This is a genomic window from Streptococcus fryi, from assembly GCF_053206505.1.
Window position 1 is genome coordinate 18,948 of sequence record NZ_JBRUGW010000017.1, and the last position, 24,175, is coordinate 43,122.

At 37.9% G+C, this 24,175-nt stretch carries 32 protein-coding genes; 13 read left to right on the forward strand and 19 right to left on the reverse strand.

Annotation, left to right across the window (positions count from 1 at the left end):
* Nucleotides 1-274 precede the first annotated feature (274 nt).
* The 13 genes from ACVRZH_RS05790 to ACVRZH_RS05850 all read right to left on the reverse strand — a co-directional run bounded on the left by ACVRZH_RS05790 (nucleotide 275) and on the right by ACVRZH_RS05850 (nucleotide 7,920).
* On the reverse strand, nucleotides 275-943 hold the full coding sequence (locus ACVRZH_RS05790; RefSeq protein ID WP_447454358.1) for a Fic family protein: 669 nt from the start codon (nucleotides 941-943) through the stop codon (nucleotides 275-277).
* Between the two features lie 613 nt (nucleotides 944-1,556).
* Nucleotides 1,557-2,099 carry a site-specific integrase gene (locus ACVRZH_RS05795; RefSeq protein WP_447454359.1) on the reverse strand — a complete coding sequence of 181 codons (543 nt, stop codon included), beginning with the start codon at nucleotides 2,097-2,099 and terminating at the stop codon, nucleotides 1,557-1,559.
* Complete coding sequence (locus ACVRZH_RS05800; RefSeq protein ID WP_447454360.1) at nucleotides 2,096-2,263, reverse strand: hypothetical protein; 168 nt, start codon at nucleotides 2,261-2,263, stop codon at nucleotides 2,096-2,098. Before ACVRZH_RS05800 ends, ACVRZH_RS05795 begins: the two co-directional genes overlap by 4 nt.
* A 306-nt stretch (nucleotides 2,264-2,569) precedes the next feature.
* Complete coding sequence (locus tag ACVRZH_RS05805) at nucleotides 2,570-4,111, reverse strand: DNA primase family protein (protein WP_447454361.1); 1,542 nt, start codon at nucleotides 4,109-4,111, stop codon at nucleotides 2,570-2,572.
* A complete protein-coding gene (locus ACVRZH_RS05810; RefSeq protein ID WP_447454362.1) occupies nucleotides 4,098-4,952 on the reverse strand; it encodes a primase alpha helix C-terminal domain-containing protein in 855 nt (284 codons plus the stop codon). The genes ACVRZH_RS05805 and ACVRZH_RS05810 overlap by 14 nt, the downstream gene beginning before the upstream one ends.
* Before the next feature lie 115 nt (nucleotides 4,953-5,067).
* Nucleotides 5,068-5,262, reverse strand: a complete 195-nt coding sequence (locus tag ACVRZH_RS05815) for a hypothetical protein (RefSeq protein ID WP_447454363.1) — start codon at nucleotides 5,260-5,262, stop codon at nucleotides 5,068-5,070.
* Nucleotides 5,255-5,458, reverse strand: a complete 204-nt coding sequence (locus tag ACVRZH_RS05820; protein ID WP_447454364.1) for a hypothetical protein — start codon at nucleotides 5,456-5,458, stop codon at nucleotides 5,255-5,257. Before ACVRZH_RS05820 ends, ACVRZH_RS05815 begins: the two co-directional genes overlap by 8 nt.
* 340 nt (nucleotides 5,459-5,798) lie before the next feature.
* Nucleotides 5,799-6,068, reverse strand: coding sequence for a hypothetical protein (locus ACVRZH_RS05825; protein WP_447454365.1), 270 nt, complete (start codon nucleotides 6,066-6,068; stop codon nucleotides 5,799-5,801).
* Nucleotides 6,069-6,194: 126 nt separating this feature from the next.
* The gene (locus ACVRZH_RS05830; RefSeq protein WP_447454366.1) at nucleotides 6,195-6,602 is read right to left on the reverse strand and encodes a hypothetical protein; all 408 of its coding nucleotides are present in this window, start codon (nucleotides 6,600-6,602) and stop codon (nucleotides 6,195-6,197) included.
* Complete coding sequence (locus ACVRZH_RS05835; RefSeq protein ID WP_447454367.1) at nucleotides 6,595-7,083, reverse strand: hypothetical protein; 489 nt, start codon at nucleotides 7,081-7,083, stop codon at nucleotides 6,595-6,597. The genes ACVRZH_RS05830 and ACVRZH_RS05835 overlap by 8 nt, the downstream gene beginning before the upstream one ends.
* 24 nt (nucleotides 7,084-7,107) lie before the next feature.
* Nucleotides 7,108-7,392: a hypothetical protein gene (locus ACVRZH_RS05840; protein ID WP_447454368.1), complete on the reverse strand. Its 285-nt coding sequence runs from the start codon at nucleotides 7,390-7,392 to the stop codon at nucleotides 7,108-7,110.
* Nucleotides 7,393-7,558: 166 nt separating this feature from the next.
* Nucleotides 7,559-7,717: a hypothetical protein gene (locus tag ACVRZH_RS05845; RefSeq protein ID WP_447454369.1), complete on the reverse strand. Its 159-nt coding sequence runs from the start codon at nucleotides 7,715-7,717 to the stop codon at nucleotides 7,559-7,561.
* A gap of 14 nt (nucleotides 7,718-7,731) precedes the next feature.
* Nucleotides 7,732-7,920: a transcriptional regulator gene (locus ACVRZH_RS05850; RefSeq protein ID WP_447454370.1), complete on the reverse strand. Its 189-nt coding sequence runs from the start codon at nucleotides 7,918-7,920 to the stop codon at nucleotides 7,732-7,734.
* Between the two features lie 171 nt (nucleotides 7,921-8,091).
* On the opposite strand from ACVRZH_RS05850, the gene ACVRZH_RS05855 reads away from it, so the two are divergent.
* On the forward strand, nucleotides 8,092-8,622 hold the full coding sequence (locus tag ACVRZH_RS05855) for a helix-turn-helix domain-containing protein (protein WP_447454371.1): 531 nt from the start codon (nucleotides 8,092-8,094) through the stop codon (nucleotides 8,620-8,622).
* A gap of 60 nt (nucleotides 8,623-8,682) precedes the next feature.
* Complete coding sequence (locus ACVRZH_RS05860) at nucleotides 8,683-9,825, forward strand: site-specific integrase (RefSeq protein WP_447454372.1); 1,143 nt, start codon at nucleotides 8,683-8,685, stop codon at nucleotides 9,823-9,825.
* Between the two features lie 101 nt (nucleotides 9,826-9,926).
* On the opposite strand, the gene ACVRZH_RS05865 is transcribed toward ACVRZH_RS05860, so the two are convergent.
* The 5 genes from ACVRZH_RS05865 to ACVRZH_RS05885 all read right to left on the reverse strand — a co-directional run bounded on the left by ACVRZH_RS05865 (nucleotide 9,927) and on the right by ACVRZH_RS05885 (nucleotide 13,527).
* Complete coding sequence (locus tag ACVRZH_RS05865) at nucleotides 9,927-10,169, reverse strand: type B 50S ribosomal protein L31 (protein ID WP_447454373.1); 243 nt, start codon at nucleotides 10,167-10,169, stop codon at nucleotides 9,927-9,929.
* A 115-nt stretch (nucleotides 10,170-10,284) separates the two neighbouring features.
* Entirely contained in the window at nucleotides 10,285-11,247 is a 963-nt protein-coding gene (locus ACVRZH_RS05870) for an FAD:protein FMN transferase (RefSeq protein ID WP_447454374.1), read from the reverse strand.
* Nucleotides 11,244-12,179, reverse strand: coding sequence for a DHH family phosphoesterase (locus ACVRZH_RS05875; protein ID WP_447454375.1), 936 nt, complete (start codon nucleotides 12,177-12,179; stop codon nucleotides 11,244-11,246). The genes ACVRZH_RS05870 and ACVRZH_RS05875 overlap by 4 nt, the downstream gene beginning before the upstream one ends.
* A gap of 7 nt (nucleotides 12,180-12,186) precedes the next feature.
* Nucleotides 12,187-12,618: a GNAT family N-acetyltransferase gene (locus ACVRZH_RS05880; RefSeq protein ID WP_447454376.1), complete on the reverse strand. Its 432-nt coding sequence runs from the start codon at nucleotides 12,616-12,618 to the stop codon at nucleotides 12,187-12,189.
* Between the two features lie 81 nt (nucleotides 12,619-12,699).
* Entirely contained in the window at nucleotides 12,700-13,527 is an 828-nt protein-coding gene (locus ACVRZH_RS05885) for an exodeoxyribonuclease III (protein ID WP_447454377.1), read from the reverse strand.
* Between the two features lie 165 nt (nucleotides 13,528-13,692).
* Between ACVRZH_RS05885 and ACVRZH_RS05890 the strand changes: the two genes are divergently transcribed.
* From ACVRZH_RS05890 to metG, 4 genes are all read left to right on the forward strand, one after another.
* Entirely contained in the window at nucleotides 13,693-15,342 is a 1,650-nt protein-coding gene (locus ACVRZH_RS05890) for a hypothetical protein (RefSeq protein WP_447454378.1), read from the forward strand.
* Nucleotides 15,343-15,513: 171 nt separating this feature from the next.
* A complete protein-coding gene (locus ACVRZH_RS05895; protein ID WP_447454379.1) occupies nucleotides 15,514-15,792 on the forward strand; it encodes an autorepressor SdpR family transcription factor in 279 nt (92 codons plus the stop codon).
* On the forward strand, nucleotides 15,782-16,414 hold the full coding sequence (locus ACVRZH_RS05900) for an SdpI family protein (RefSeq protein WP_447454380.1): 633 nt from the start codon (nucleotides 15,782-15,784) through the stop codon (nucleotides 16,412-16,414). Before ACVRZH_RS05895 ends, ACVRZH_RS05900 begins: the two co-directional genes overlap by 11 nt.
* Nucleotides 16,415-16,563: 149 nt before the next feature.
* Nucleotides 16,564-18,567, forward strand: a complete 2,004-nt coding sequence (metG, locus tag ACVRZH_RS05905; protein WP_447454381.1) for a methionine--tRNA ligase — start codon at nucleotides 16,564-16,566, stop codon at nucleotides 18,565-18,567.
* Nucleotides 18,568-18,681: 114 nt separating this feature from the next.
* On the opposite strand, the gene ACVRZH_RS05910 is transcribed toward metG, so the two are convergent.
* On the reverse strand, nucleotides 18,682-20,379 hold the full coding sequence (locus ACVRZH_RS05910) for a M3 family oligoendopeptidase (RefSeq protein ID WP_447454382.1): 1,698 nt from the start codon (nucleotides 20,377-20,379) through the stop codon (nucleotides 18,682-18,684).
* A 233-nt stretch (nucleotides 20,380-20,612) separates the two neighbouring features.
* On the opposite strand from ACVRZH_RS05910, the gene ACVRZH_RS05915 reads away from it, so the two are divergent.
* The 7 genes from ACVRZH_RS05915 to ACVRZH_RS05945 form a co-directional block, all read left to right on the forward strand.
* The gene (locus ACVRZH_RS05915; RefSeq protein WP_447454383.1) at nucleotides 20,613-20,831 is read left to right on the forward strand and encodes a hypothetical protein; all 219 of its coding nucleotides are present in this window, start codon (nucleotides 20,613-20,615) and stop codon (nucleotides 20,829-20,831) included.
* On the forward strand, nucleotides 20,828-21,064 hold the full coding sequence (locus ACVRZH_RS05920; protein ID WP_447454384.1) for a DUF2829 domain-containing protein: 237 nt from the start codon (nucleotides 20,828-20,830) through the stop codon (nucleotides 21,062-21,064). The genes ACVRZH_RS05915 and ACVRZH_RS05920 overlap by 4 nt, the downstream gene beginning before the upstream one ends.
* Nucleotides 21,057-21,755: a 3-oxoacyl-ACP reductase gene (locus ACVRZH_RS05925; RefSeq protein WP_447454385.1), complete on the forward strand. Its 699-nt coding sequence runs from the start codon at nucleotides 21,057-21,059 to the stop codon at nucleotides 21,753-21,755. The genes ACVRZH_RS05920 and ACVRZH_RS05925 overlap by 8 nt, the downstream gene beginning before the upstream one ends.
* Nucleotides 21,752-21,997, forward strand: a complete 246-nt coding sequence (locus ACVRZH_RS05930; RefSeq protein WP_447454386.1) for a DUF3977 family protein — start codon at nucleotides 21,752-21,754, stop codon at nucleotides 21,995-21,997. Before ACVRZH_RS05925 ends, ACVRZH_RS05930 begins: the two co-directional genes overlap by 4 nt.
* A 2-nt stretch (nucleotides 21,998-21,999) precedes the next feature.
* Complete coding sequence (locus ACVRZH_RS05935) at nucleotides 22,000-22,968, forward strand: Gfo/Idh/MocA family protein (RefSeq protein WP_447454387.1); 969 nt, start codon at nucleotides 22,000-22,002, stop codon at nucleotides 22,966-22,968.
* Entirely contained in the window at nucleotides 22,965-23,417 is a 453-nt protein-coding gene (locus ACVRZH_RS05940) for an ASCH domain-containing protein (RefSeq protein WP_447454388.1), read from the forward strand. Before ACVRZH_RS05935 ends, ACVRZH_RS05940 begins: the two co-directional genes overlap by 4 nt.
* A 170-nt stretch (nucleotides 23,418-23,587) precedes the next feature.
* Nucleotides 23,588-24,175, forward strand: a 588-nt coding sequence (locus tag ACVRZH_RS05945; RefSeq protein WP_447454389.1) for a UPF0236 family transposase-like protein, incomplete at its 3' end; no start/stop codon positions are given.

Consider the following 24,175-nt stretch of genomic DNA (forward strand, 5'->3'; position numbering starts at 1 on the left):
AAACAGTCTCTATTGAAGACTGCTTTTTGTTTCTTATTTGAGACCGTATTTAATATTTTTAGGATTTTCATTACTATTTGACCTTGTAGAAGTACACTATATTTATAGTAGGAAACTAACTAAAGTATTTCAATATCTTTCAATACTTGCTATCAATCGTTACTAAAACCGATACATTTGTTAGGCTTGCCCCGTCTAGTTGAGAGAATAAATAAGCCTAAAAAATATTCATTTTCTGTATATTTTAAAAGACTGGGAGAACCAGTCTTTTTTACTAGAAGTGTGTTAGTCGTTCCTGTTCGCTTAATAGGGATTGTTCCAGAATGTTTGCCAAGCCAGTAACGTCTTGATTAGCTAGTGCCTCCATATAATCTGCTCTGATGTCTTTTGAGATAATCACAGGGGCTTTTAGATACTTCATGGCTAGATACATGAGGACAAGTCTTCCAGTTCGTCCGTTACCGTCTGAAAAGGGGTGTATTCTCTCTAATTGGATATGAGTATCAGCCAAGGCTTCTAACGTCTCTCTGATGGTCTCTGACGTATCTAATCGGTATGAGGTGTTGTCTACCCATTGGCGCATTAAAATTGGCGTTTCTTCTGGTGTAGCGGTCTTAAATTCTGCTCCTATAATAGCATTTTGTTGGCTTTTAAATTGTCCTCGGTCATGCTGAAGGCGGTCAACTAAAAGCGCGTGCATATCTTGGACTTGTCCTAGTGTTAACTCTTTGTCATTGGTGAGTAAGTCAAGTAGATAGCTGAATGCTTGTTTATGGTTTTCAATCTCGTAGAATTCTCTGATACTTTTACGGCTAGAAGGTAAGCTACTTTCTAGGATAATGCTTACTGTTTCAGGAAGTGAAATAGTGTTACCTTCGATACCGCTAGAATGATAAGCCATTCTTACCAGGATATCATCTAAATAATCTTGTTTGTAATTCATTGGAAAAACCTCCGTAGTGCCATTATACCATAATTTGTTAACCACAAACTAAAGTATCTCCTCTCTAAAGGTTGACTTATAATCGTTACCACTATAAAAGCGCTTTTTAATAAAAACCCTATTAAAATTTGATAAATCAATATTGGTGGGGGTATGTGTGCTAATCATTTTGTCATCTCCGTAACTGATAATATTTTAAAACAAAAAATTTATTGTTTAGGTAAGTTTTTTTACTTTATCCCCCCACCCCCTTATATATAAAAAGCAATCTTTTTGGTCGAAAAGCCCTCCACCGGTTCACCGATTTAAAAAAAATGGCTTTTTTAAAAGCCCCGGGGGGCATGAAAGACTGTCATTAGAGCGTTTTATAATGCCGTTATATTTATACAAAAAACCAAAAGAGAGTTAAAGCCTTTAAAACACTGATGTTTTAGTATGTATTTTTGAATTGTTTAGGTCTTATTTAGGTTGTTTTTTGTATAGTTTTTCATTTATTTTTAATTAGTCATATCTTATATTCTGTCCAATTATCTTACATACCTAAAAACCTTATAACAAAAGGGGTTGCCCCCTCTTGTCTATTCACTATTAGCGTTTGCCTCGTTATGTCTAATTAAATATCAAACCTACTCATTTTACTATCTAAATCATCTTGTCTAACCCCGATATAAATGAGAGTGATAGCAGGGCTAGAATGATTAAAGATTGTCATTAAGTCTGCTACGTTCTTATATTTCTGGTAGTAATGGTATCCAAATGTTTTCCGCATGGTGTGAGTGCCTATATTTTCAATCCCTAAAGCCTCCCCCGCGGTCTTTAAAATCCAGTAGACTGTACGGCGGTCAAGTCGTTTATTAGTTCCGTTTCTACTCTGAAAGAGATAATGATGTAGTGGTTTATCTTTGATGTACTCCCTTAACTCGTTCTTAAGTGTCCGTGTCATCTTGATACTTTTATATTTACCTGTCTTTTGTTCTCTAACTTTAATATGCCAACCTTGAACGTCTTTTACTTTTAGTTTCAATATATCACCAATCCTAAATCCTGTGTTAATACCAACTAAGAATAGGATATAGTTCCGCTCATTCCATTCTTTTAGATAATCTTTCATAGCTTGTATGTCATCTTTATCTCGTATAGGTTCAACTATATTCAAGTAATATCTCTCCTTTCTTGATTGTATTCTGCTTGTTGTTTGGTTAGAATTTTAAGTAAAATCATTTCATCTAACGCTTCATAAAATTTGGCTCGGTACTCTGTTTCGCCTTTATAAGGGCCAGATTGTCGCCTTGTAAATTCATCTACATTGGTTTGTTTCATAGTTTTTACCTCAAATCTCCTACACTTACCACACTTGTACTACTCTTGTAAAGTTAAAGAGTAGTAGCCAAAACCCTTGCGCCCCAAGGGGTTTCGCCAAAATACTACACTTACTACGCCTATTTCCTACTTGTCTTTTTTTTTATATATAATAATAAGATTAAAGAAATATAATTCTTTTTTATTATTATTTATATATATAAGTGTAGTAAGTGTAGTAATTATAGGTGAAGTGTTGTCACCACTGATTTTTCATCTACTACACTTATCCCCTTTAAGTGTGGTAGTAAGCGTAGTAGTGTAGTATTATTTGTTTTTTTTATAGCCTCTTTGTTGCCGTTTGTTTGGTGGTATGTAAATAGGCAAGTAGCTCGGCTGGTCATCTTTTGGCTTAAATCCTTTAGGTAAGCACGCGCCTACTGGTAATGTCACGGGATAAGGTAGCTTGACCCAATCTTCTGGTAAGTAATTTGAAAAGATACTGTGAAGACTTTGGCTATTGTACTCATGCCTAAAGTTATGATGTTCAGTGAAGCCCTTGAAATACCACCAGACCCAATCATTAGGAATAAAGGTTGAATGAAGGTCACTAAATAACACTTGGGTAAAGGCAAGCACTGGGTCAATGCTTTCTTGGTAATCGTCCAACATATCAATCGATTGTTTAGGTTTTATAAATTCTGTGTATTTTAAATCAATAACTAACTTTAACACGTATTCTAAGACCTCTGGACGCTTGATATAATCACTTTTAATGGCTCGGTTAGGTTTACCTTTGAAGTGTTTGGTAAAGGGCAATATGACCATTCTACGCCGTATGGCGTGATAATCTCCCCGTATCTTCGGTAAAGCATTGGTAGATTGAATAACAACGGTCTTTAAGTAGGTGCTATAGGCATCTTTCCCTTTCTTTTCCACGGCGATAGTATCACCGCCTGATATACTGAATAGCTTTGATGTATCTTTGATAACTGCCCCTGCTTGTACGTCATCACCAATAATGGCTTGTTTTCCGATTGCTTGGGCAAGGGTGAAGCGGTTATTGCCGTCTAGGTCTGTGATTTTGATACTTGCTATATTCTTGCGCCCTATCAGATTGATTAGGAGTTCTTGTAATGTTCCCTTTCCTGTTCCTCCCTCTCCAACAAACCAAAACATATTATCAAGGCTTTCACCTCTGATAACGGCATTGATTAGTTGAAGACAAAGATTATATAAATCATTGTTATTATTAAATAATTCTTTTAACCATGTTTCAAACTGCCAACCCTTGATATTGGGGCTTGTCGCTTTATCATTGTAGTTGGTTTGAATTTTTGATGTAAAGATTTTGTTAGAAGTAAATGGTTCAAGTTGTTTGGTTTTCCGGTTATAGATACCATTGCCAACTATAATCAAATCTGGGCTATTTTCAGTCCCTCTAGTGGGTGCTTGTCGGGTTAAGTGATAGATACAGTCATTTGCCCTTTTTTCGTTGTGGTGTGGCTCTATGACACTTATAAAGTCTTTCAAAAATTCTCTATCATTAAAATAAATTCCCTCGTCTGGGTGGTAGAAGTAAACGGGCTTAGTGCCTTCGTCACTTTCAACCCTACAAACAGTCAATAAATCAGCCATATAGGTTGCGACCATGAGGGGAGAAATAGGCTTTTTAATTTCTGCTTGGGCTTGTTTGTCGTCTAAACCTTCCGCCATTAATTTGTTAAGGCGTTCCTCCTCCCTTTTCTGGGTGTAGGATTTAACTGATTTTTGCCAATCAATAAATGTTTCTAGTTTTTCATTATTAGCACGCGCCATTGTTAGCTTGTCATTTAGTGTCTCAAGTTCTTGTTTATTAATAGTTCTCACCTCTTTTTCTTATTTCAGCCCTTACAATACTTCTAAAAATGGCATCTAATTCCTTTTGGGGTAGCGGTTTAGGTGTCACATTGTTTGCTATCTGGGTCAACTCGTAAGCGGTGGAAACGTCACAATTTACATATCTGTTAAGGAGTAGCCCTACAAATTGAGTAACTGCAACATTTCTACCGCCTTCGTTTCCATAGCCATTTAGGAGCGTATCTAGTACCCTCATAGTGATAGATTTTCTTTGATTGTTTGGCTTAAATGCTCTCTTGTTTTGATTAGGCTTAACCGTTCTGATGGGATAATCTTTCCCATAATTGACAATCTTCTGATAGTCTCTCTCTCCATGGCGCGTGATAGGTAGTCCTTGAAGTTGTGACCAGGTAAGGCTTGATGTATCAAAAGGCAAGCCAATTTTTTCAGCAATTTCAGTGACCACGGTTTTATAGGTTGTCATATCCATAATTTGACTTGGTTTAATAACAAGCCTAAAACGTGGATTTTTAGGGGTGTGATTGATGGTTGGGTATAATACATAGGAATAGCCGTCAAGTGCCTTAGAAACGATTTTAGGAAGGTCTGAGCTTGTTTCCAGATTGTCATAATCAAGGAAAATCAAATCACGATAGACCAAACTATCATTATTTCTTTTGTATGTGCCGTGAGATGAAGGTATGACTTGACCGCTCAAACAGTTTGGGGCGGTAGTTCGTTTGAAATGCTCAATATCAACACCAGATGGCACTAAAACGGGCTTGAAATTGGCGATATAGTCAAATGGTGAGAGTTTTCCGGTGTAGAGGTGTAGAACGTTATTAAAGCCCCTTGTCTCGTAAATACTCATGATTTACCCCCTTTGGTATTTGAATAAGTCAGCATTGATAAGAGCGTTCTCACTATCCCCGCTAATTAGATTAAGTACACGCTTATTATTGCCTTTTATTGTCATAAAAACCCTCCTAGTTGTAACGTTTTCCCCTAGCCTGTATATAAGCCCCGTAGCGCTCAATATACGGTGGCGTAGGTGTTTGTGTCGGTCTTGGTTCTGGAATGTCCCAATCTTCCATTCTGTGCCAAATTATAGCGATTATAACTGCTGATAAAATCGCTATAATAATAAATTGTGTTCCTGTGATGTAGCCTTCGTCAATCATGGTTAGCCTCCTTGTATTTAAAATACTTTTCATAGTAGTTGTTACTGATTTTTGAATGTTCGTTTATCAGTGCTTCCATGGCTAATTTGACAACGTTTGTAGAATAGCTAGTGTCATCATTCAAGACGTTTAATACGTCGTCTATACTGTTTATCAGTTGGCTATAATCCATTAAAATGTTATAAGTTTCATCCACTGTGTTTTCTCCATAATTGTTATATTTTCTGTGTAGTAGCGATTTCTAGCATTTTTCCGTGAAGTTAAGAGACTGTTTTTTACTATACCAATTTTTATTTTTACTTATCTGGCTTTATCCAGTGTGTGATCAATTTAGGCAGTTTAACTAATCATAGTTAATGGCGGTACTGTCCTAAATTTCTTTTTTTTCGTAACGTTAATATAACTCTTGTCAACAAAGGTTGATTATGGTATGATTAAAGCAATAACAAAAAGCCTGTAGAACTACAAAAGTTTTGTTATGTTTAATCATTGGAAAGGCTTATAACTTTGGTCGGTTTTCTAAGCCTTTTTTGATGTCATGATTTCAGACTTTCTAGGATTGCTTCAACGTCTCGGACGTCATAATAAACGGATTTGCCTTGTCTTCTTGACTTCAAGCCGTGGGCTTTCAGGTATTTCATGTATTTATAATCAAATCTATATAACTCCATAAGTTCTTGTTGGCGCAAGGGCTTTTTATTTTGTATTTCTAATTCTTCCTTGGCGATTTCTCGGGCTAGTGCGATAACACCTTTTACAAGTTCAGCGCTTGCCTGTTCACCTAGTAGAGCGGTGGCAGTAGTCATAATTCTTTCTCCTTTTCTAACCCCTCTCACGCGCTTTCTGGGAGCGTTTATATTAGGGGTGGTATTTTATATGGTTTTTCTTATTGTCGTTTAATAGTGTTTGTTTTTTCCAATTTGAGGGACTTTTTAACTGTAAACCTCGTATAATTCTTTGAAATAATGGTCAGGTATTTCATTTAGGGCTTGTTGCTGAAGCTGAATAGCCTTCAGGCGGTTGGTGTCACTTGCCGTTGCTTTGTTAATGATTTCAGCGGTGGCGGTTACTTGCTTGAAATATTCTTCAAGTTTTAATTTTCGTCCTTCTGTGAGTTCCTGTGAGAATTCCTGTTTGTTCTTTAGGAATTTGAAGTCATCTATTTCACCATTGGTAATGGTATAATCAATGACTTGTCTAAACCGCCATTGATTAAGTCGGGATTTGATGTCGTCAATCCGCCAACCTCTTAGTTTTTCTTGTAAGAGGTCAAAACTAATCAAGCCGTTTTCATCATAGACCTGTAACAGTATATCTTGCGTGAATGGTGTCTTAGTCATTGCTGGTCATGTCCTCCTGTTCTTGGATTTGGTCGATTTTATGGCTTTCTTTTGGTGTAATGTAGTCTATACAGTGTGATAAGAGCCTTGAGGTCAGTTCTTCAAGCTCTAGTCGTGTTTCACAATAGGCTTGTTGATATTTTGGTTTAACTTCGTCTTGTAGTGCCTCAAATGTGCTTAGGAGCTTATCAATATTGAAAAGGTCAACCATGACGGCTACCATGTCGGGACGTTGCCCCACTTTTCCGTGGTGTTTTTTTAGGTGTCTGGGCTTGCCGTTTGATTGAAAATGAAGTGTAAAATCATCTAACATAGCTTGGATTTTAACCCATGCTTGGCTATTTTTCTCCAGAAGTTCGGGTAAGTGGTCTTTGTTGCTCTCTAAGGTCATGGCTTCAGCATTGCTTACTTGTTCAGATAGCCAAGATTTGAATTTTTTGAAGTCTTTGGCGTGTTTTCTTGTGTGTGTTTGTGTAGTCATGTTCATTTCTCCTTGTTTTTGATGTTAATTTTCTTTTTGGTCAAGATAAGCCCATAGGTTATCGAAAAGGTTTCCTTGGTCAAGTCTTTCAAGACAATCTAAGGCTACCAGGTCAACATTTAGTAGGCTTTCACCAACTGTTAGGACTGCCATTTCTGGGAATTCTTTATCCAATACACTATCAGCAATATCCATTAGGGCGAGTTCTAAAGAGGCTACCTTTTCAGCAAGGTCTTTCATGTTACTGTTTTCCATTAGCTCAGCTTTTCGCTCTATAATGTAGGTGTTACGTACATAGTTTTTTATCATGTTTAATCTCCTTTATCACGCGCTATGGCGCGTGTTATTCTCTCAATTAGGCGGGGCAAGCCATTTTAATCATTGGATTTGGTCGGTTATTGGTAACTTTTCTATCTTGGTTGGTCGGTTGTAAATGCCCAAGTTAGAAAGCTAAGTATCGTGGTTATTAGTGTGATTAGGTAGTCCTCTCTTTCATTGTATTATTCACCAGATAGACAAATCTTTCTGGGGTGATTAAGCCTTTTTCATAAGTTGCTAGGAAGTTTTGAACGCGTTCCAGCTTTTGTAACTCTTTTTCTATGAGGGACAAGGCTTGTTTAGAATGCTCGGTCATAAGTTCCCTTTCTATCAGACACTTTCTAAGAGCCAATTTATCACGGCTTCATAGATACGCTTGGGAGCGTCATAGTCGCCTCGCTCAACTTTGGCAAGTGTGACGTGCGATATCCCTAATTTTTTAGCAAGTGTTTTGGCGTTTGTGCGCTCAATTGCTCGCTTAATACGGACTTGCTTTGCAGTATCCTCTGTAATAAGCATTACTTCACCTCCTTTTTATATAGTTCAACTATATAATTGTTGATTACATTGCAATAATAACATAGTTAAACTATATAAGTCAAGACGTAAGTTCAATGAAAAATAAAAAAAATATATTACAACTATATTTTTTTTAAACCCTATGATAGAATATAGGAGGAGGAGTCCTACATGAACAGATTGAAAACTCTCAGAAAAGAGTACAAAGAAAAACTAACCCAAGAAGAATTAGCAAAAAGAATAGGTGTTACAAAGTTAACGGTATCTAACTGGGAAACGGGCAAACACGCTATAACTCCAGAAAAAGCAAAACTCTTAGCAAATTATTTTGGAGTTTCTGTTGGGTATTTATTGGGGTTTGCTGTTGATGAAGTATCTGATGAAGAATTGGTTATCCATAATAATATTATGGAGATGATAGAAAAAACTAACTTTGTACGGTTTTTAGATTATATAATGATGTCAGATTTTAAACTTACTGACAAACAAATTGAAGCTTTATTTGCTCAAATAACTTCTATATCAGATATGAATTATGAGTATGCTCGTCTGGAAGAAGATGAGAAAAAATATCAGTCATTGTTTTCTTTATACCGGTATTACATGCCTGATAAAGATTATTTAAGGCTATCACGAGAAATCTATCAAGATGAAGTGATAGAGCGCCAATATAAGTTAATCAAAAAAATATTAGGAGATTGATTTATTTACTACTTTATTCTTTCAATTAGGCGGGGCAAGCCAAGAGAAGGAGTAAAAACAATGATTAAACCTTATACCCTAAAGAATGGTGAGACCCGTTATTATTTTATAGCTTATGTTGGGGTTGACCCCATGACGGGCAAAGAAAAAAGAGTTAAAAAAAGTGGCTTCAAAACGCAAAAAGAAGCGCGTATATCTGAAAGCCAATTATTATTAAAGGTTGAAAATGACGGCTTTTTTACTAAGCCAGATAAGATAACCTTTCAAGAAGTCTATGACTTATGGTTAATTCACTATAAAAACACTGTTAAGCCAAGTACCTACGCTAGACAAAAGGCGCAAGCGGATTTACATATAGTACCAGTGTTTGGCGCGTGTTATGTCGATAAGATAACCTTGCCATTTTGTCAAAAACAAGCCCTGGTATGGTTTAAGAAGTACAAAAAGTATGCCAACTTTATAAGTATGGTGAAAATGGTACTTGATTATGCCGTCAGCTTGGGTTATATCAACGATAACCCTATGAGAAAGATAATCAAACCACGTAAAACGGCTACGGTTGATGAAGAAGAAACGAAACAAGAGAATTTTTATAATCGTGACCAGTTGTTGACCTTCCTTGATTGTGTCGCAAAGGAGGACAAGAAGGAGCTACAAGCTATATTTAGACTTTTAGCCTTTACTGGTATGAGAAAGAGCGAAGTCCTAGCCTTGAGGTGGAAAGATTTAGACCTTGAAAGTGCTAAATTATCAGTTAATCAGATAGTAGCATACGGGGAGAATAGCCAAATTGTTTACCAGACACCAAAAACAAAGAGAAGTAAGCGGACAATAGCACTAGATGTCTTCACTGTAAAACTCATGAAGGAGTGGCGGACGTTTAGAAAAGAATTGAGTTTCCCTATCAGAATAAAAGAAACTGATTTGGTTTTTCCTTCTGAAGTAGGTCACGCGCATAGTTTCGATTTTATCAATTATAACCTGCGTTGTATTATAGCCAAGTATGACTTGCCTAAAATCACTCCCCATGGTTTCCGTCACACGCATTGCTCATTATTATTTGAAGCAGGCGCAAGCATTAAGGAAGTTCAAGAGAGATTAGGGCATGAAGATATAAAAACCACAATGAATATTTACGCCCATGTTACCGAAAATACAAAAGAAAAAACGGCGGAAAAATTCGCCCAATTTTTGGGGATTTAGTCCTAACCGTTACTTTTTCCGTTACTATTTCAAAAAGAAAAGCCTTCACGATACTCGGAAAGGCTTTAATATCAACATTTCTATGTAATAAATATGGTTTCTTATTTGAGACCGTATTTTTTGTTGAAGCGGTCCACACGTCCATCTGCTTGAGTGAACTTTTGACGTCCTGTATAGAATGGGTGTGAATCTGATGAAATTTCAACACGGATAAGTGGGTAAGTTTCACCTTCAAATTCTACAGTTTCTTTAGATGGTTTTGTTGAACCACTAAGGAATTGGTAGCCTGTAGTTGTGTCAAGGAAGACAACTGGACGGTATTCTGGATGAATATCTTTTTTCATGTTAAAAAAAATCCTTTCTGCCATAACTCTTTTTGAGTCATAGTTATTAACCATTACATTTTATCAGAAAATAATATGTTTGACAAGCGTTTTATTCGTTTTTTGGTGCCTTATGTTAAAAAGTTGTAATTGTGAAGTATGGGTGCAGTTGATACACGTTTTTAGAGAGGGTGTCTGTCATAGTTATTTGTTTTGAATGCCCTATTGAGACTAAATCAATGCTTTTATTTTCAGTTACTTTTTGTTTCAAGACGTCATGGTTTTGCCCAAATAACATGGAAGTCAAACAGTCGCCCACCAATGATGTTTCAGAGATTATTGACAAGCTATGCATGGGGGTTTTGATAGGATAGCCTGTTTTTTTATCAAGGATATGATGATAGTGTTGATTGTCATGCTTGAGATAGCGTTCGTAGATGCCTGAGGTAACCACAGATTTATCTCTTAAGGTTAAGATTAGGGCATTATCATTTGGTAACCCATTAGGATTGCGAATACCGATCCGCCAAAGATGGTCGGGATGATGCAGGGCAGGGCCAAAGGTCCTTACATTACCTCCGAGATTAATGACACCTGATGTAACCTCGTTTTCTTTTAAGAGGGAAACAAGATGATCAGCGATGAAACCTTTAGCTAAGGCTCCTAAATCTATCGACATACCTTTTTGGGTTAGGAATACCGTTTTTTGGTCTTTGTCCAGTTTAATATCATGAGGGCTTGTTAAAGCTAAAAGCTTGCTAATCTCATCGTTAGACGGCACATGTGCGTTTGGAAACCCTATATTCCACAATTTTACCAAGGGACCAATAGCAATATTTAATTGACTATGCTCTTGGAGTGATAAGTCTTTGCCGATAGCAATAAGGTTAAATAAATTGTCAGAGACTTTGACTTCATGAATGCCAGCAGCTTTGTTGATAGCCATAAGTTCAGAAGTATCATCGTTAGCAGAAAAGCAATGATTATCTTTTAAAAGCTGTTTTTCGACATCGTTAAATACAGTTGACGGGCTGTGGTGATAGATGCTGATTTCAATAAACGTGCCCATTAAATGGACACGTTTAGTTGTTAGTCTCATCGGTTTAGAGCATCCTTTAATTCTTGGAAGATATCATCATTTTCTTCGACACTATAAGAATTAGCACCACTAGCTAATGGATGACCACCTCCGTTATGGCGTTTAGCGATATCATTGATGACTACAGATTTACTTCTTAAACGCACGCGATAGTGCCCATCTGTTTGTTCGACAAAAATTCCCCATGCTTCAACAGTTTCTATTAAACCAGGTGCAGAGATAATGGCGCTTGTTTCAGCATCAGTTAAGTCTAAGTCTTTTAATAGCTTTTGGTCTAAGACAACACGTGCAGCACCTGTTTCATCAATCTCTAGCTGCTCAAAGACATAGCTTTGTAACTTGGCGATTTTATAAGGGAAGGATTCCATTTGGCGTGTAATTGCAGAAAAATCAAAGGCATACTCACGGAGTTTACTGGCTAGATATAAGGTTTTTGAGGTTGTTGCTGGGTATAAAAAACGCCCTGTATCACCGACAATACCTGCATAAAGTAATCGTGCGGCGTCATTGGTTAGTTCCAGGTTGTTTTGGAAAGCGAAATCTGTGATGATTTCACTAGCGCTTGAGGCAGTTGTATCGACGTAAACCAAATCACCATAAGGTTCATCGTTGGGATGATGATCTATTTTGATGACTTTGGCAGCATGAAGATAGCGTTTGTCATCAATCCGTGCCGTATTTGCTGTATCTGTAATGATGACTAAGGCCTCTTTGAAGGTGTCATCAGATACGGTATCCATCTCAACCAACCAAGTCAAAGTTGGCTCGTTGAAGCCTGTGATATAGATTGATTTTTCGGGGAAATGGTGGGTTAGTACTGCACGTAACCCCGCTTGGCTACCGAGAGCGTCAGGGTCTGGCTTCATATGGCGGTGGATAATAATGGTGTCGTATTCCTTGATGGTATTCAAAATAGTTGTAAAATCAGTCATAGAGCTCCTAATCTAGTAACATATCAATGTGAGGGATATTATCTTCAAGGTAAGGTTCTGAAATAGATTTAAACCCAAATGAGCTGTAAAAATCTTGAAGATAGGTTTGTGCTTGTGCAAAAATAGTCTTATCGGGAAATTTATTCTTGCAAGTTGCCAAAGCCTGTGACACTAATGCTCTTCCAAGTCCTGTTTGCCGATATTCTTTTGAAACCAGCACTCTACCTAGCTTAATAGTCTCTTCTGTTGGGATTAAGCGGCAATAAGCTAATATTTTGCCAGATTCATCAGTTTTGAAGATATGAAGTGAGATAGGGTCTAAGTCATCAATTTCTTGGTAAGGGCAATTTTGTTCTAGAACAAAGACAGCAACACGCTTTTTAGCGATTTCAAAAAATTCTGATGTGCTGAGATCTTGAAAAGATTTGACTATAAACATAAGCTTCCTCCATTTTTACGTTATAAAGTCTGGCTATTTATTGGCATTGGATTCGGGGATAAGGTTGTTATAATTCATCAATTAAAGCTCGATTTCTAGTAGAATTGGTGTGTGATCCTGACGTTCTCCTGATGAAATCATTTCTGATTTGACTACCTTGTCAATGATACGTTGGCTTGTTAACCAGTAATCAATTCTCCAGCCGGTATTATTAATTTTGCTAGTACGACTACGTTGTGCCCACCAGGTATAAGCACCAGTAACATCATTGTGAAGATAGCGGAAAGTATCAACGAAACCACGTGCTAAGAGGTGTGTGAAACCTGCTCTTTCCTCGTCTGTAAAACCAGGAGATTGACGATTGCTTGCAGGGTTGGCAAGGTCGATTTCTTTGTGGGCAACATTATAATCACCAGTTGCCAAAACAGGTTTTTGAGCATCTAATGATGCGAGGTAATCTGCGTACTTAGCATCCCAAATTTGACGGTCAGCTAGGCGTTTTAAACCATCTCCAGCGTTTGGCGTATAGACTTGCGTGACAAAATAGTTGTCAAACTCTAATGTAATAATACGTCCTTCCTGGTCCATTGTTGTTGGAGCTCCTATTTCTGGATAGGTAATCACTGGTTTGAGATCTTTTTTGTATAAAAACATTGTTCCAGCATAGCCTTTACGAGCTGGTTCGACAGAAGATCGCCAGGTATTTAGGTGATTTGGGAAATAGGTATCTAAGATGTCGAGATGTTTTTTAGTAGGACCTTTGTCAGAGAGTTTAGTTTCTTGAATGGCAATAATATCAGCATCTTCAGCTACGAGTGTTTCAATGACAGCTCGCGAGAGTGCTGCGCGTGGCGAATCGCTCGTTAGAGCTGCATTTAGTGAGTCAATATTCCAAGAGATAAGTTTCATAAAAATTCCTTTACTAAGAGATGTGAATGTGAGTTAATCGGTAATAGCTAAGCTCGACCGTCATCTTTATTTATTATAGCAAAATTGCAAGAAAACCCCAAAGGAAAGTCATTTTAAAAATGCTAATAATATGTTAAAATAAGAGTGACAAAGGAGGAAATCAATATGAAAGGACTTAAGAAGTTACTTTGGATATTATTGATTATTGAAGTAGGTGTTTATTACTGGTTTAAATTGCCACCTTTTTCTATTTGGAGCAATAGTTTTTGGTTTTTTGTGTTACAGACACTTTTCTTGGCATGGTTGATTTCATTGCTAATTGGAGATGGTGTCGGTGTTAGAACTGAGCAGGTTTATACGGCACGACGTCGGATTATTGAAACACAAAAGGTCGAAGTCAAAAGTTTGACCAAACGCCATAAACTTTCTGGCTTAGCTATTGTATCTGGCTTTGTTCTTCTGATTGTATTGAGTTTTATGAATTCACCTCTTTTTAGGGCAAAAGATTATGCCAATGTGATTAGCGTTACAGATGCCTCGTTCAAAGAAGATTTTAAAGAAACAGATATTTCGAGTTTAGCACTTTTGGATCGTGCTTCGGCTGAAAAAATAGGTGATACTTACCTAGGTACGATAGATAAGGTATCTCAGTTTGGCATATCCGATGACTACCGCCAGATAACCATTGGTAAACAGCCTTTCCGTGTTTCACCTCTAGAATATAAAAGTTTCTGGAAATGGCTGACAAACCACAGAGATGGTATCGACTATTATGTTAAAGTAAACCAAACAACTGGTAAAGCCGAATTGGTCAAACTTAAAAAGGCGATGCATTACTCTGATTCAGAATATTTTTTAAATGATACGGCGAGATACCTCCGCTTAAAGTACCCAACAACTATTTTTGGGAAACCATCTTTTGAGGTTGATGATGAAGGAAATCCTTATTATATTGCTACTGAGTACCTTCCGAAATTTGGTTTATCGTCGAAAGACCCTGTTGGTGTCGTTGTGCTTGATGCCGTGACAGGAAAAACAAGACATTATCAATTGGATGAAGTACCTACATGGGTGGATCGTGTTTATTCTGCGAATAATGTGGTAACGCGATTAGATGATCATTATACCTATCAGAAAGGTTTTTGGAACACATTATTTAGTCAAACAGGCGTGAAAGAAACGACAGAGAGTTATAATTACCTTGCTGTTGGTTCAGATATTTATCTGTATACCGGATTGACTTCGGCAACGGCTGATTCTTCTAACCTTGGTTTCTTATTGGTTAACATGAGAACACGTGAGGTTACAAATTATAAATTGGCCTCTGCAACCGAAACAGCTGCCCAAGCCTCAGCAGAAGGAGAAGTTCAAGAAAAAGGCTATCGTGCAACTGCTCCGACACTGGTGAAATTAAAAGATAAGGCCTACTACCTTGTCTCTCTGAAAGATGATGCAGGTCTTGTTAAGACGTATGCTCTAGTAGATGCTGAAGATTATCAACAGGTTTTAGTGGCTAATGATATCTCTAGCTTACTTATGCAGGCAACTGGTGGCGACTATATTCCGTCATCGGATTATGTTGGTACTGCTGATAAAAAATCGGCTATGGTTTCAGGAAAAGTTGAAGCTTTGGCTAGCCAGATGATTTCTGGTTCGACGGTATACTATATTCAATCAAATGGTGAGATATATAAAGTCAAAGCTAGTGAAGATACGACAGATGATTTACCGTTTATATCTGTTGGAGATCAATTCACTGGACAACTGTCTAAACATAACTATTTGAAACAATTTATCATTGTTAAAGAAAATTAACAGTAGGTTGAGTCTTCAAGCTACTCTATCTCTAGTGGGGGATAAAGTGGTTTTTGAGACTCAATTTTTTAATTATCTATTTCGAAAAAAATCTAAATAGGTATTGACAAAACGCATTTTCTTTACTACAATCTATTTAGAAATATATCTAAATAGATTGTAGGTGAAACAATGACTTTTGGGAAAACCTTTAAGGCTTTATCAGATCCTGTGAGGAGAGAGATTTTGAATATGTTAAAGCAAGGCCGACTATCAGCTGGCGATATTGCAAAATCCTTTGTTATATCACAGGCTAGTGTCTCTTATCATTTGAGTATCTTGAAAAAGGCGGATTTGATTTGTGAGACAAAGGAAAAAAATTTTATTTATTATGAATTAAATACCTCTGTCTTAGAGGAATTGATGATTTGGTTATCTGACTTGAAAGGAGATACATCCCATGACTATTAATCGTAAAAAAGGACTTATCACATCAGTAGTTATTTTTCTTCCAATGCTTATTGGTTTACTGTTATGGAAGCAGCTGCCTGAAGAACTTCCGACTCATTTTAATCTAAACGGAGAGCCTGATGGCTATTCAAGTAAGCAGTTTGTCATTTTTGTTATGCCACTTATCTTTTTAGGGGTGCATTGGTTCACCCTATTGATGACGAGTTTTGACCCTAAAAAAGAAAACATTAGTCCCAAAATGCTAGCCCTTTTATATCTGCTTATTCCAGGAATGACTATTCTTATTTCTGTCATTACTTATGGCTATGCTCTTAACTGGCTTTCAAACCCTAGTCGTCTTGTTGTGGGCTTGTTAGCAATTATCTTTATAACGATAGGCAATTATCTTCCAAAGCTCAAACAAAATTATACTGTTGGTATAAAATTGCCTTGGACCCTTGATAATGAAGAAAATTGGCGAAAAACCCATCGCTTTACCGGTCGTCTTTGGGTATTTACTGGGTTTGCTATGTTCTTGATGAATCTATTAGTTCAGGAAATACATTTTTATGTCTTTTTAATGATTGTGCCAGCTATTTTATTGCCTTTTTTATATTCATTTGCCTTATCTAAAAAGCGGTAAGCTGTTTATTTCTATGTAAGTCAAGAAATGTTATGGATGATTTGACTAAAGAGAGCGAAGAGCTTGGTCTATCCTGTTCCAAAAGAGTGTTATTTATGGTATAATAAACTGTTATTAATAGCATTTCATTTGTGCTGAAAGGAATTACAATGACGGAAAAGAAACCATTTTATATTACAACGCCGATTTACTACCCTTCTGGGAAATTACACATTGGATCTGCCTATACGACAATCGCATGTGATGTACTAGCACGCTATAAGCGTTTGATGGGGCATGAGGTATTTTATTTGACTGGTCTTGATGAACACGGTCAAAAAATTGAACAGAAGGCTGCTGAAGCTGGTTTAACACCACAAGCTTATGTTGATGGTATGGCAGAAGGGGTTAAAGAGTTATGGCAACTTCTTGATATTCAATATGATAAATTTATCCGTACAACAGATGATTATCATGAAGAAGTGGTAGCTGCAGTATTTGAAAAATTATTGTCTCAAGATGATATTTATTTGGGCGAGTATTCTGGCTGGTATTCTGTTTCTGACGAGGAATTTTTCACAGAAAGTCAATTAGCAGAAGTCTTTAGAGATGAGGCAGGAAAGGTTATCGGAGGGATTGCCCCATCAGGTCATGAAGTGGCTTGGGTATCAGAAGAATCTTATTTCCTTCGTCTTAGCAAGTATCAAGACCAATTAGTTGCCTTTTTTGATGCTCACCCAGATTTCATTCAACCAGAAGGTCGTCTCAATGAGATTTTGAAAAACTTTATCGAGCCAGGTCTTGAAGATTTGGCGGTTAGTCGTACGTCCTTTACATGGGGTGTACCAGTACCTTCTAACCCTAAGCATGTTGTCTATGTTTGGATTGATGCACTCTTAAACTATGCGACTGCCTTGGGCTATGCTCAGGAGGAACATGCCAACTTTGATACCTTCTGGAATGGCACGGTCTTCCATATGGTTGGTAAGGATATCTTGCGTTTCCACTCTATTTACTGGCCAATCATGCTAATGATGCTTGATATGAAACTACCAGAGCGCTTGATTGCCCATGGTTGGTTTGTCATGAAAGATGGCAAAATGTCTAAGTCTAAGGGAAATGTGGTTTACCCAGAACCGTTAGTTGAGCGTTATGGCTTAGATTCGCTACGTTATTACCTCATGCGTAGTTTGCCAGTTGGCTCAGATGGTGTTTTCACACCAGAAGATTATGTTGGTCGTATCAATTATGAATTGGCCAATGACCTTGGCAATCTATTGAACCGTACGGTTGCGATGATTAACAAATACTTTGATGGGCAAGTACCATCTGCTGAAGAAACGCAAGTGACAGCCTTTGATGGTCAGCTTGAAGAAGTGGCTAGACAAGCAATCAGTGATTATCATGTCAATATGGAGAAGGTGGATTACCCTAGAGCCTTAGAAGCTATCTGGCAGGTGATTGCTCGTACGAATAAGTATATTGATGAGACTGAGCCTTGGGTGCTTGCTAAAACTGAGGAGAAAACTGCTGAGTTGGCTTCTGTTATGCGTCATTTAGCAGAAAGTCTCCGTGTTGTTGCCCACATGATTCAACCATTTATGATGGAGACGTCAGCGGCTATCATGACTCAGCTTGGTTTAGATCTTGTGAGTGATTTAGAGAGCTTAGCGTATGGTTCATTCCCAATGGGTATTAAGGTTGTATCAAAAGGGACGCCGATTTTCCCACGTTTAGAGATGGACGAAGAGATTACTTTTATCAAGACCCAAATGGGTGGAGCTTCAGTGGCTGAAGAGGAAAAAGAATGGGATCCTGCGGCTGTAACCTTAACCAATGAGAAATCGGCTATCAAATTTGACGATTTTGACAAGGTTGAAATTCGTGTAGCAGAAGTCAAAGAAGCTAAAAAAGTTGACGGTTCTGATAAATTACTCCAATTCCGCTTGGATGCTGGGGATGGTGAAGACAGACAAATTCTCTCAGGGATTGCACAATACTATCCAAATCCAGAAGAATTAGTGGGACTTAAATTACAAATTGTAGCCAATTTGAAACCACGTAAAATGATGGGCTTATTAAGCCAAGGGATGATTTTATCTGCGGAGCATAATGGTCAACTAACCTTGCTGACAGTTGACGCATCAGTACCAAATGGTAGTCAAATTGGCTAATAGTGTCAGTAAAATGATGCGTATTATAGTGATGTCTTAATAACAGAAAAAACCAAAGAGGTCATGTTTATCCTCTTTGGTTTTTGAATAGCTTGTTAATAGCTTGTTTAGTGATTATAATGCCATATCATCAATACTATCAAGGTAATCAGTGGCGGCCTTGATAGTGCTTTCTAAAGCTCCCTCTTTAAATGGAGACTGTAAGTTAGCAGCTTCCACGATTTGAAGGAAGGATTTTGTACCACCTAAATCACAGATACGTAAGTAGTCTTCCCAAGTATTATCATCATGGTCAACCTGACTACGTTTCCAGAACTGAAGGGCACAAACTTGAGCAAGTGTATAATCAATGTAGTAGAAAGGACTAGCAAAAATATGCCCTTGACGGAACCAGAAAATCCCTTTATCAAGTGCTTTGGAATTTGAGAAATCACGGTCTGGTAAGTAATGTTCCTCTAATTTTTTCCAAAGTTTTTTTCGTTCATCTGGTGTCATTGATGGGTTTTCGTATACTTCATGTTGGAAGTGGTCAACAAGAACACCGTACGGTAAAAAGAGTAATGTTCCAGCTAAGTGACTAAACTTATATTTATCTGTCTGTTCTTTGAAGAATCTTTCCATGTAAGGCCAAGTCAAGAATTCCATTGACATTGAATGAATTTCACAAGATTCATAGGTCGGCCATAGTACATCAAGGGCTTCAATCCAACGTGATCTGTAAACTTGAAAAGCGTGACCAGCTTCATGGGTCAAGACATCAATGTCAGCGCTAGTTCCGTTGAAGTTAGAAAAAATAAATGGACTCTTAAAATCAGCAATATAAGTACAATAGCCACCGGAATCTTTACCTGGTTTAGCAACAAGGTCCAATAAGTCGTGTTCTAACATAAAGCTGAAAAATTCATCGGTTTCTGGTGAAAGGTCTTGGTACATTGTTTTAGCAGTTTGTACGATGAATTCAGGATCTCCTTGAGGTTTGGCATTGCCGTCTAAGAATTCAAGAGGTAAATCGTAGTAGTTGAGTTTATCTACTTGGATTCGTTTGGCTTGACGCTCACGTAATTTTTGAACAACAGGGACAACATGTTTGTGGATTTCCTTGCGGTAGGTTTTTACCATGTCGGCGTTGTAATCAAAACGGTTCATATGATAATAAGCAAACGTAACATAGTTATCAAAACCGAGTGTTTGAGCGATATCATGTCTAACCTTAACCAGTTGATCGTAGATATGGTCAAATTGTTCCTCATTATCAAGGAAGAATTTGTCACGAGCTTCAGCAGCTGTTTGACGAACAGTGGCGTCTAAATCTTCTCCAAAGACACCGATTTGAGAAAGGTTATAGACTTGATCGCGGAAGTTAATTTTAGCAGAAGCAATCAGATTATTGTAGGCATCAACCAGCTCATTTTCTTTTTGGAGCAGTGGGATAATTTCAGGTGAAAATGTTTTGAGTTTGTTTTCTGCCATCATAAAGAAAGTATTAGGTAGGATATCACCAAGCTCTTTGCGATAAGGGCTATCGAGTAGAACACGGCAAAAATCAGTTTTTAATTCTTCGAATAGAGGACTATGTTGGTTCCAAAAATCCGTTTCAGCGTTATAAAACTCATCGGTCATATCGATAGAATGTCGAATACTCCATAAAGTTAATTGAGTATCAATAGTTGATTGAATCGCGTTAAAACGTCTTACTGTTTCAATGGTATCCTGTGCCGAAGTTGCTTCTTGAAGTGTCTGTGTTAATTGCTTGAGCTCATCTTTAATAGCTTCATAATTTGGACGAGTATATGTGTATTCTGAAAAAATCATAACATCCCTTTCTAACATTCAGCGTCAATCGCCAATTTTATGATTATGATAGCATTTTTAGCGATGAATTGCAAAGGAAGTTTTGTTGTGACACATGTCAAAAGTTGAGCTATCTCTTCTTTCAAGTAAGAAGGTTGTCTGATAATCTTTCCTTGGTATATTTGACATTAGGGAAATCGCTTTTTTGACTGTTATTTGTTATAATGATGATATAAAAAATATGGAGGTGGGGTATGCGTCGTAAATATGCCAATTTGAGCTTCTTGTTTGGTGTTTGGATGTTTGCAGGATTGTACTTCACAGAGGGACGATTTCCGCTTGTTCATAAGCTATTATCAGTGATTAGTGGACTTTGTTTCTTCATTTTTATAATGATGCTTTGCTACACCATTGGCTTGTATCTTGTTATCACTTTACGTCTATATTTTAAAAAATGGAGGGAGAAAAAATGACATTTGAAGAAATTTTACCTGGCTTAAAGGCTCAGAAACGTTATGTTCGTACGGGTTGGGGAGGTGCTGAGAATTATGTGCAACTCTTTGATACGATTGAGGTTGGAGGTCAAAAACTGGAGGCTACACCATACTTTTTGATTAACGTTACAGGTGATGGGGAAGGTTTTTCGATGTGGAGTCCGACACCGTGCGATGTATTAGCGACAGATTGGATTGAAGTGGATGACTAAGTCGGTTTTGATTACGGGGGTGTCATCAGGTATTGGATTGGCGCAAGCTCGTGCGTTTTTGCAATCAGGTTATCGTGTTTTTGGTATTGATAAGTCCCAAAATCCATTGCTGGATGGGGACTTTCATTTTTTGCAGGCGGATGTGACTGATGATTTGACAACAGTGTTGAATTGGTGTTCAGACGTTGATATCTTGTGTTTGACAGCAGGAGTATTAGATGATTTTCAGTCTCATCTGGATACGGATGAGTCTCTGTTTATGCAAGTGTTTGACACTAATTTTTTATCGGTGACGAGACTGGTTCGTCCTTATTTAGCTAAAATGGTTCAGAAACAGTCAGGTATCATTATCACCATGTGTTCCATTGCCTCTCAATTAGCTGGTGGTGGCGGTTCTGCTTATACGGCTAGTAAACATGCTCTTGCAGGGTTTACTAAGCAACTGGCACTTGATTATGCTAAAGATGGTGTGCAAGTCTTTGGCATTGCCCCTGGTGCTGTTAAAACGGGGATGACAAAAGCTGATTTTGAGCCTGGCGGAATGGCGGAGTGGGTGGCAAGTGAAACTCCAATCGGACGTTGGTTAGAAGCTGATGAGGTAGCTGAAGCAACCCTATTTCTAGCTTCAGGTCGCATGTCTGCCATGCAAGGTCAAATCGTCACCATAGATGGAGGATGGTCGTTGAAATGACGAAGTATATTGAAATTGGTTTTGGGAATCGTTGGTTTATCCGAACGGAGTTTGAAGATGATTCGGGTCATGAGTGGGAGACAAAAGGTGTCGTTGGTCCGATTAGGTTGCAATCTGTTTACTGGCGCATGTGGTTAGGACATCAGGTTTATATCATGGATAGTCGGACGGGTCTTAAGTGTCAGTATAAAGATAGACGGTGTTTTAAACTGATTTTTGGAATAGTATCTTCAGAGGAGTAAACATGAAATTAGCACTTATTGGTACAGGTATGATTGTCAAGGAAGTATTGCCTGTCTTGGAAACGATTGATGGGATTAGTCTAGAGGCTATTGTATCAACGCCCAGAAGTTTGGAAACAGCTAGGGTTTTAGCTGATAGATATGGGATAAAAACAGCGACAAGTCTTTATGATGAGGTCTTGAATAGTTCTGCCATTGATACGGTTTATGTTGCCGTCCCCAACCATTTGCACTATACTTACGCTAAGCAAGCCTTGTTGGCAGGTAAGCACGTTATTTGTGAGAAACCTTTTACGATGAATGGTCACGAATTGGATGACTTGATGGCGATTGCTCACGAGAAGGGACTTATTCTTTTAGAAGCGATCACCAACCAGCATTTACCCAACTATTATCTGATAAAGGAGTTCCTTCCAAAGTTGGGCGATATTAAGATTGTGAATTGTAATTATTCGCAATATTCTTCTCGTTATGATGCCTTCAAAAGAGGCGACATTGCACCAGCTTTTGATCCTGAAAAGGGTGGAGGCGCCTTGCGTGATTTGAATATTTATAATATTCACTTGATAGTTGGTTTGTTTGGTCAACCTCTAGAGGTTATCTATTTGCCAAATATGGACAATCAGATTGATACATCAGGGATATTGGTCTTGGATTATGGGACGTTTAAGGCGGTTTGTATCGGTTCCAAAGATTCTAGTGCTCCCATCACATCTGTTATTCAAGGAAATAAGGGAAATATCTCTATTTTAGGACCGACTAACAGTCTTCCTGAGATTAATTTCCAAGAAAACGGTCAGCAATCTGAACGCTTTAATAACAATGGCAATCAGCATCGTATGTATGATGAATTTGTCACTTTTGAGGTGATTATTCGTACAAACGATCTTGAGCAGGCTGATGAACTGTTAAAGCATAGTCGTAATGTAATGGCAGTGCTGGATTTGGCAGTAGAAGGGATGATGAGATGACAGCAGAGGACATGTGGGAAGCTTACAAACAGCTTAATCCAGATATTGGTGATACAGTCAGTGCTTTCCAGTTTGGTGCAGAAACAGATATATTGGCTGATTTGGTGTTAAAAGGGATAAAGACAGCCACGTCAAGTGCCTATCCCCTGTATGAACATTTTGGCGAAGACTGGTATGACGTAGGGTGCTATGATGTTGTTTTAGATAGTCAAGGAAATGCCGTTTGTATTATAAAAACAAACAAGGTTTACACTACACCCTTTGATCAAATTACTTCTGAACATGCCTACAAAGAAGGAGAGGGAGATCGTAGCTTAGACTATTGGCGTACGGTTCATGAAGCCTTTTTTAAGAAGTGTTTGTCGGACATCGGTTTAATTTTCAATGAAAAGATGTTAGTCGTTTGTGAAGAATTTGAATGTGTGTATCCTACTAATGTGCCAGTATAAATTAGATTTGATATAAAAAGCAGTAAGCGTGATAGGAAATGCTTACTGTTTTTTGAAGTCATTTTAAATCTGTTGTTAGTGTAAAATAAATCTCGGAAATGCTTTACCAAATGCAAAAAGTCCTATATCCTAAGACAAACACCACATTTACCTAGAAGGATATAGAACCTATGACTATTGTAACAAAGATTTCCGAGATTTTAAAGTCTAGCACACACTTATCCGAGATGGAAGAAGCCATAACTGCTGTTATGAGAGATATGACAAGTGCTATTCTAAGTGATAGATTAGAAGCCTTAGACAAAGAGTTGATTCAACCTTATCTTTCAGAAGGTTGGGCAATAGACCGTCGGGAAGAACGTCAGCTGACATTTACCTTTGGGACGGTTGTCTTCAAGCGCCGTAGACTAAGAAAGTCAGGTGAGAAGAGTTTCTTGCCCTTAGACAATGCTCTGGGTTTGGCGCCTAGGGAGCACTTTAGTTCAGGTTTCAAAGAGAAGATTAGTGAGTTGGCAACGGGTATGACTTTTCGTCAGGCAAGTAAAACCCTAGAACTCTTGACTGCTATTTCTGTGAGCCACCAGACAGTTCATCGTATGACGCAAGATGTGGCTGAACAGATAGCTCAGAGCAGGTTATCAGGTTTACAGACCTTGAAGAAACCCAAAGTCCTCTACATAGAGGGAGATGGTGTCTGGGTGGGTTGTCAAGAAAAGCATAAACACCTTGAGTTCAAACGTGGCTTTATTCACGAAGGT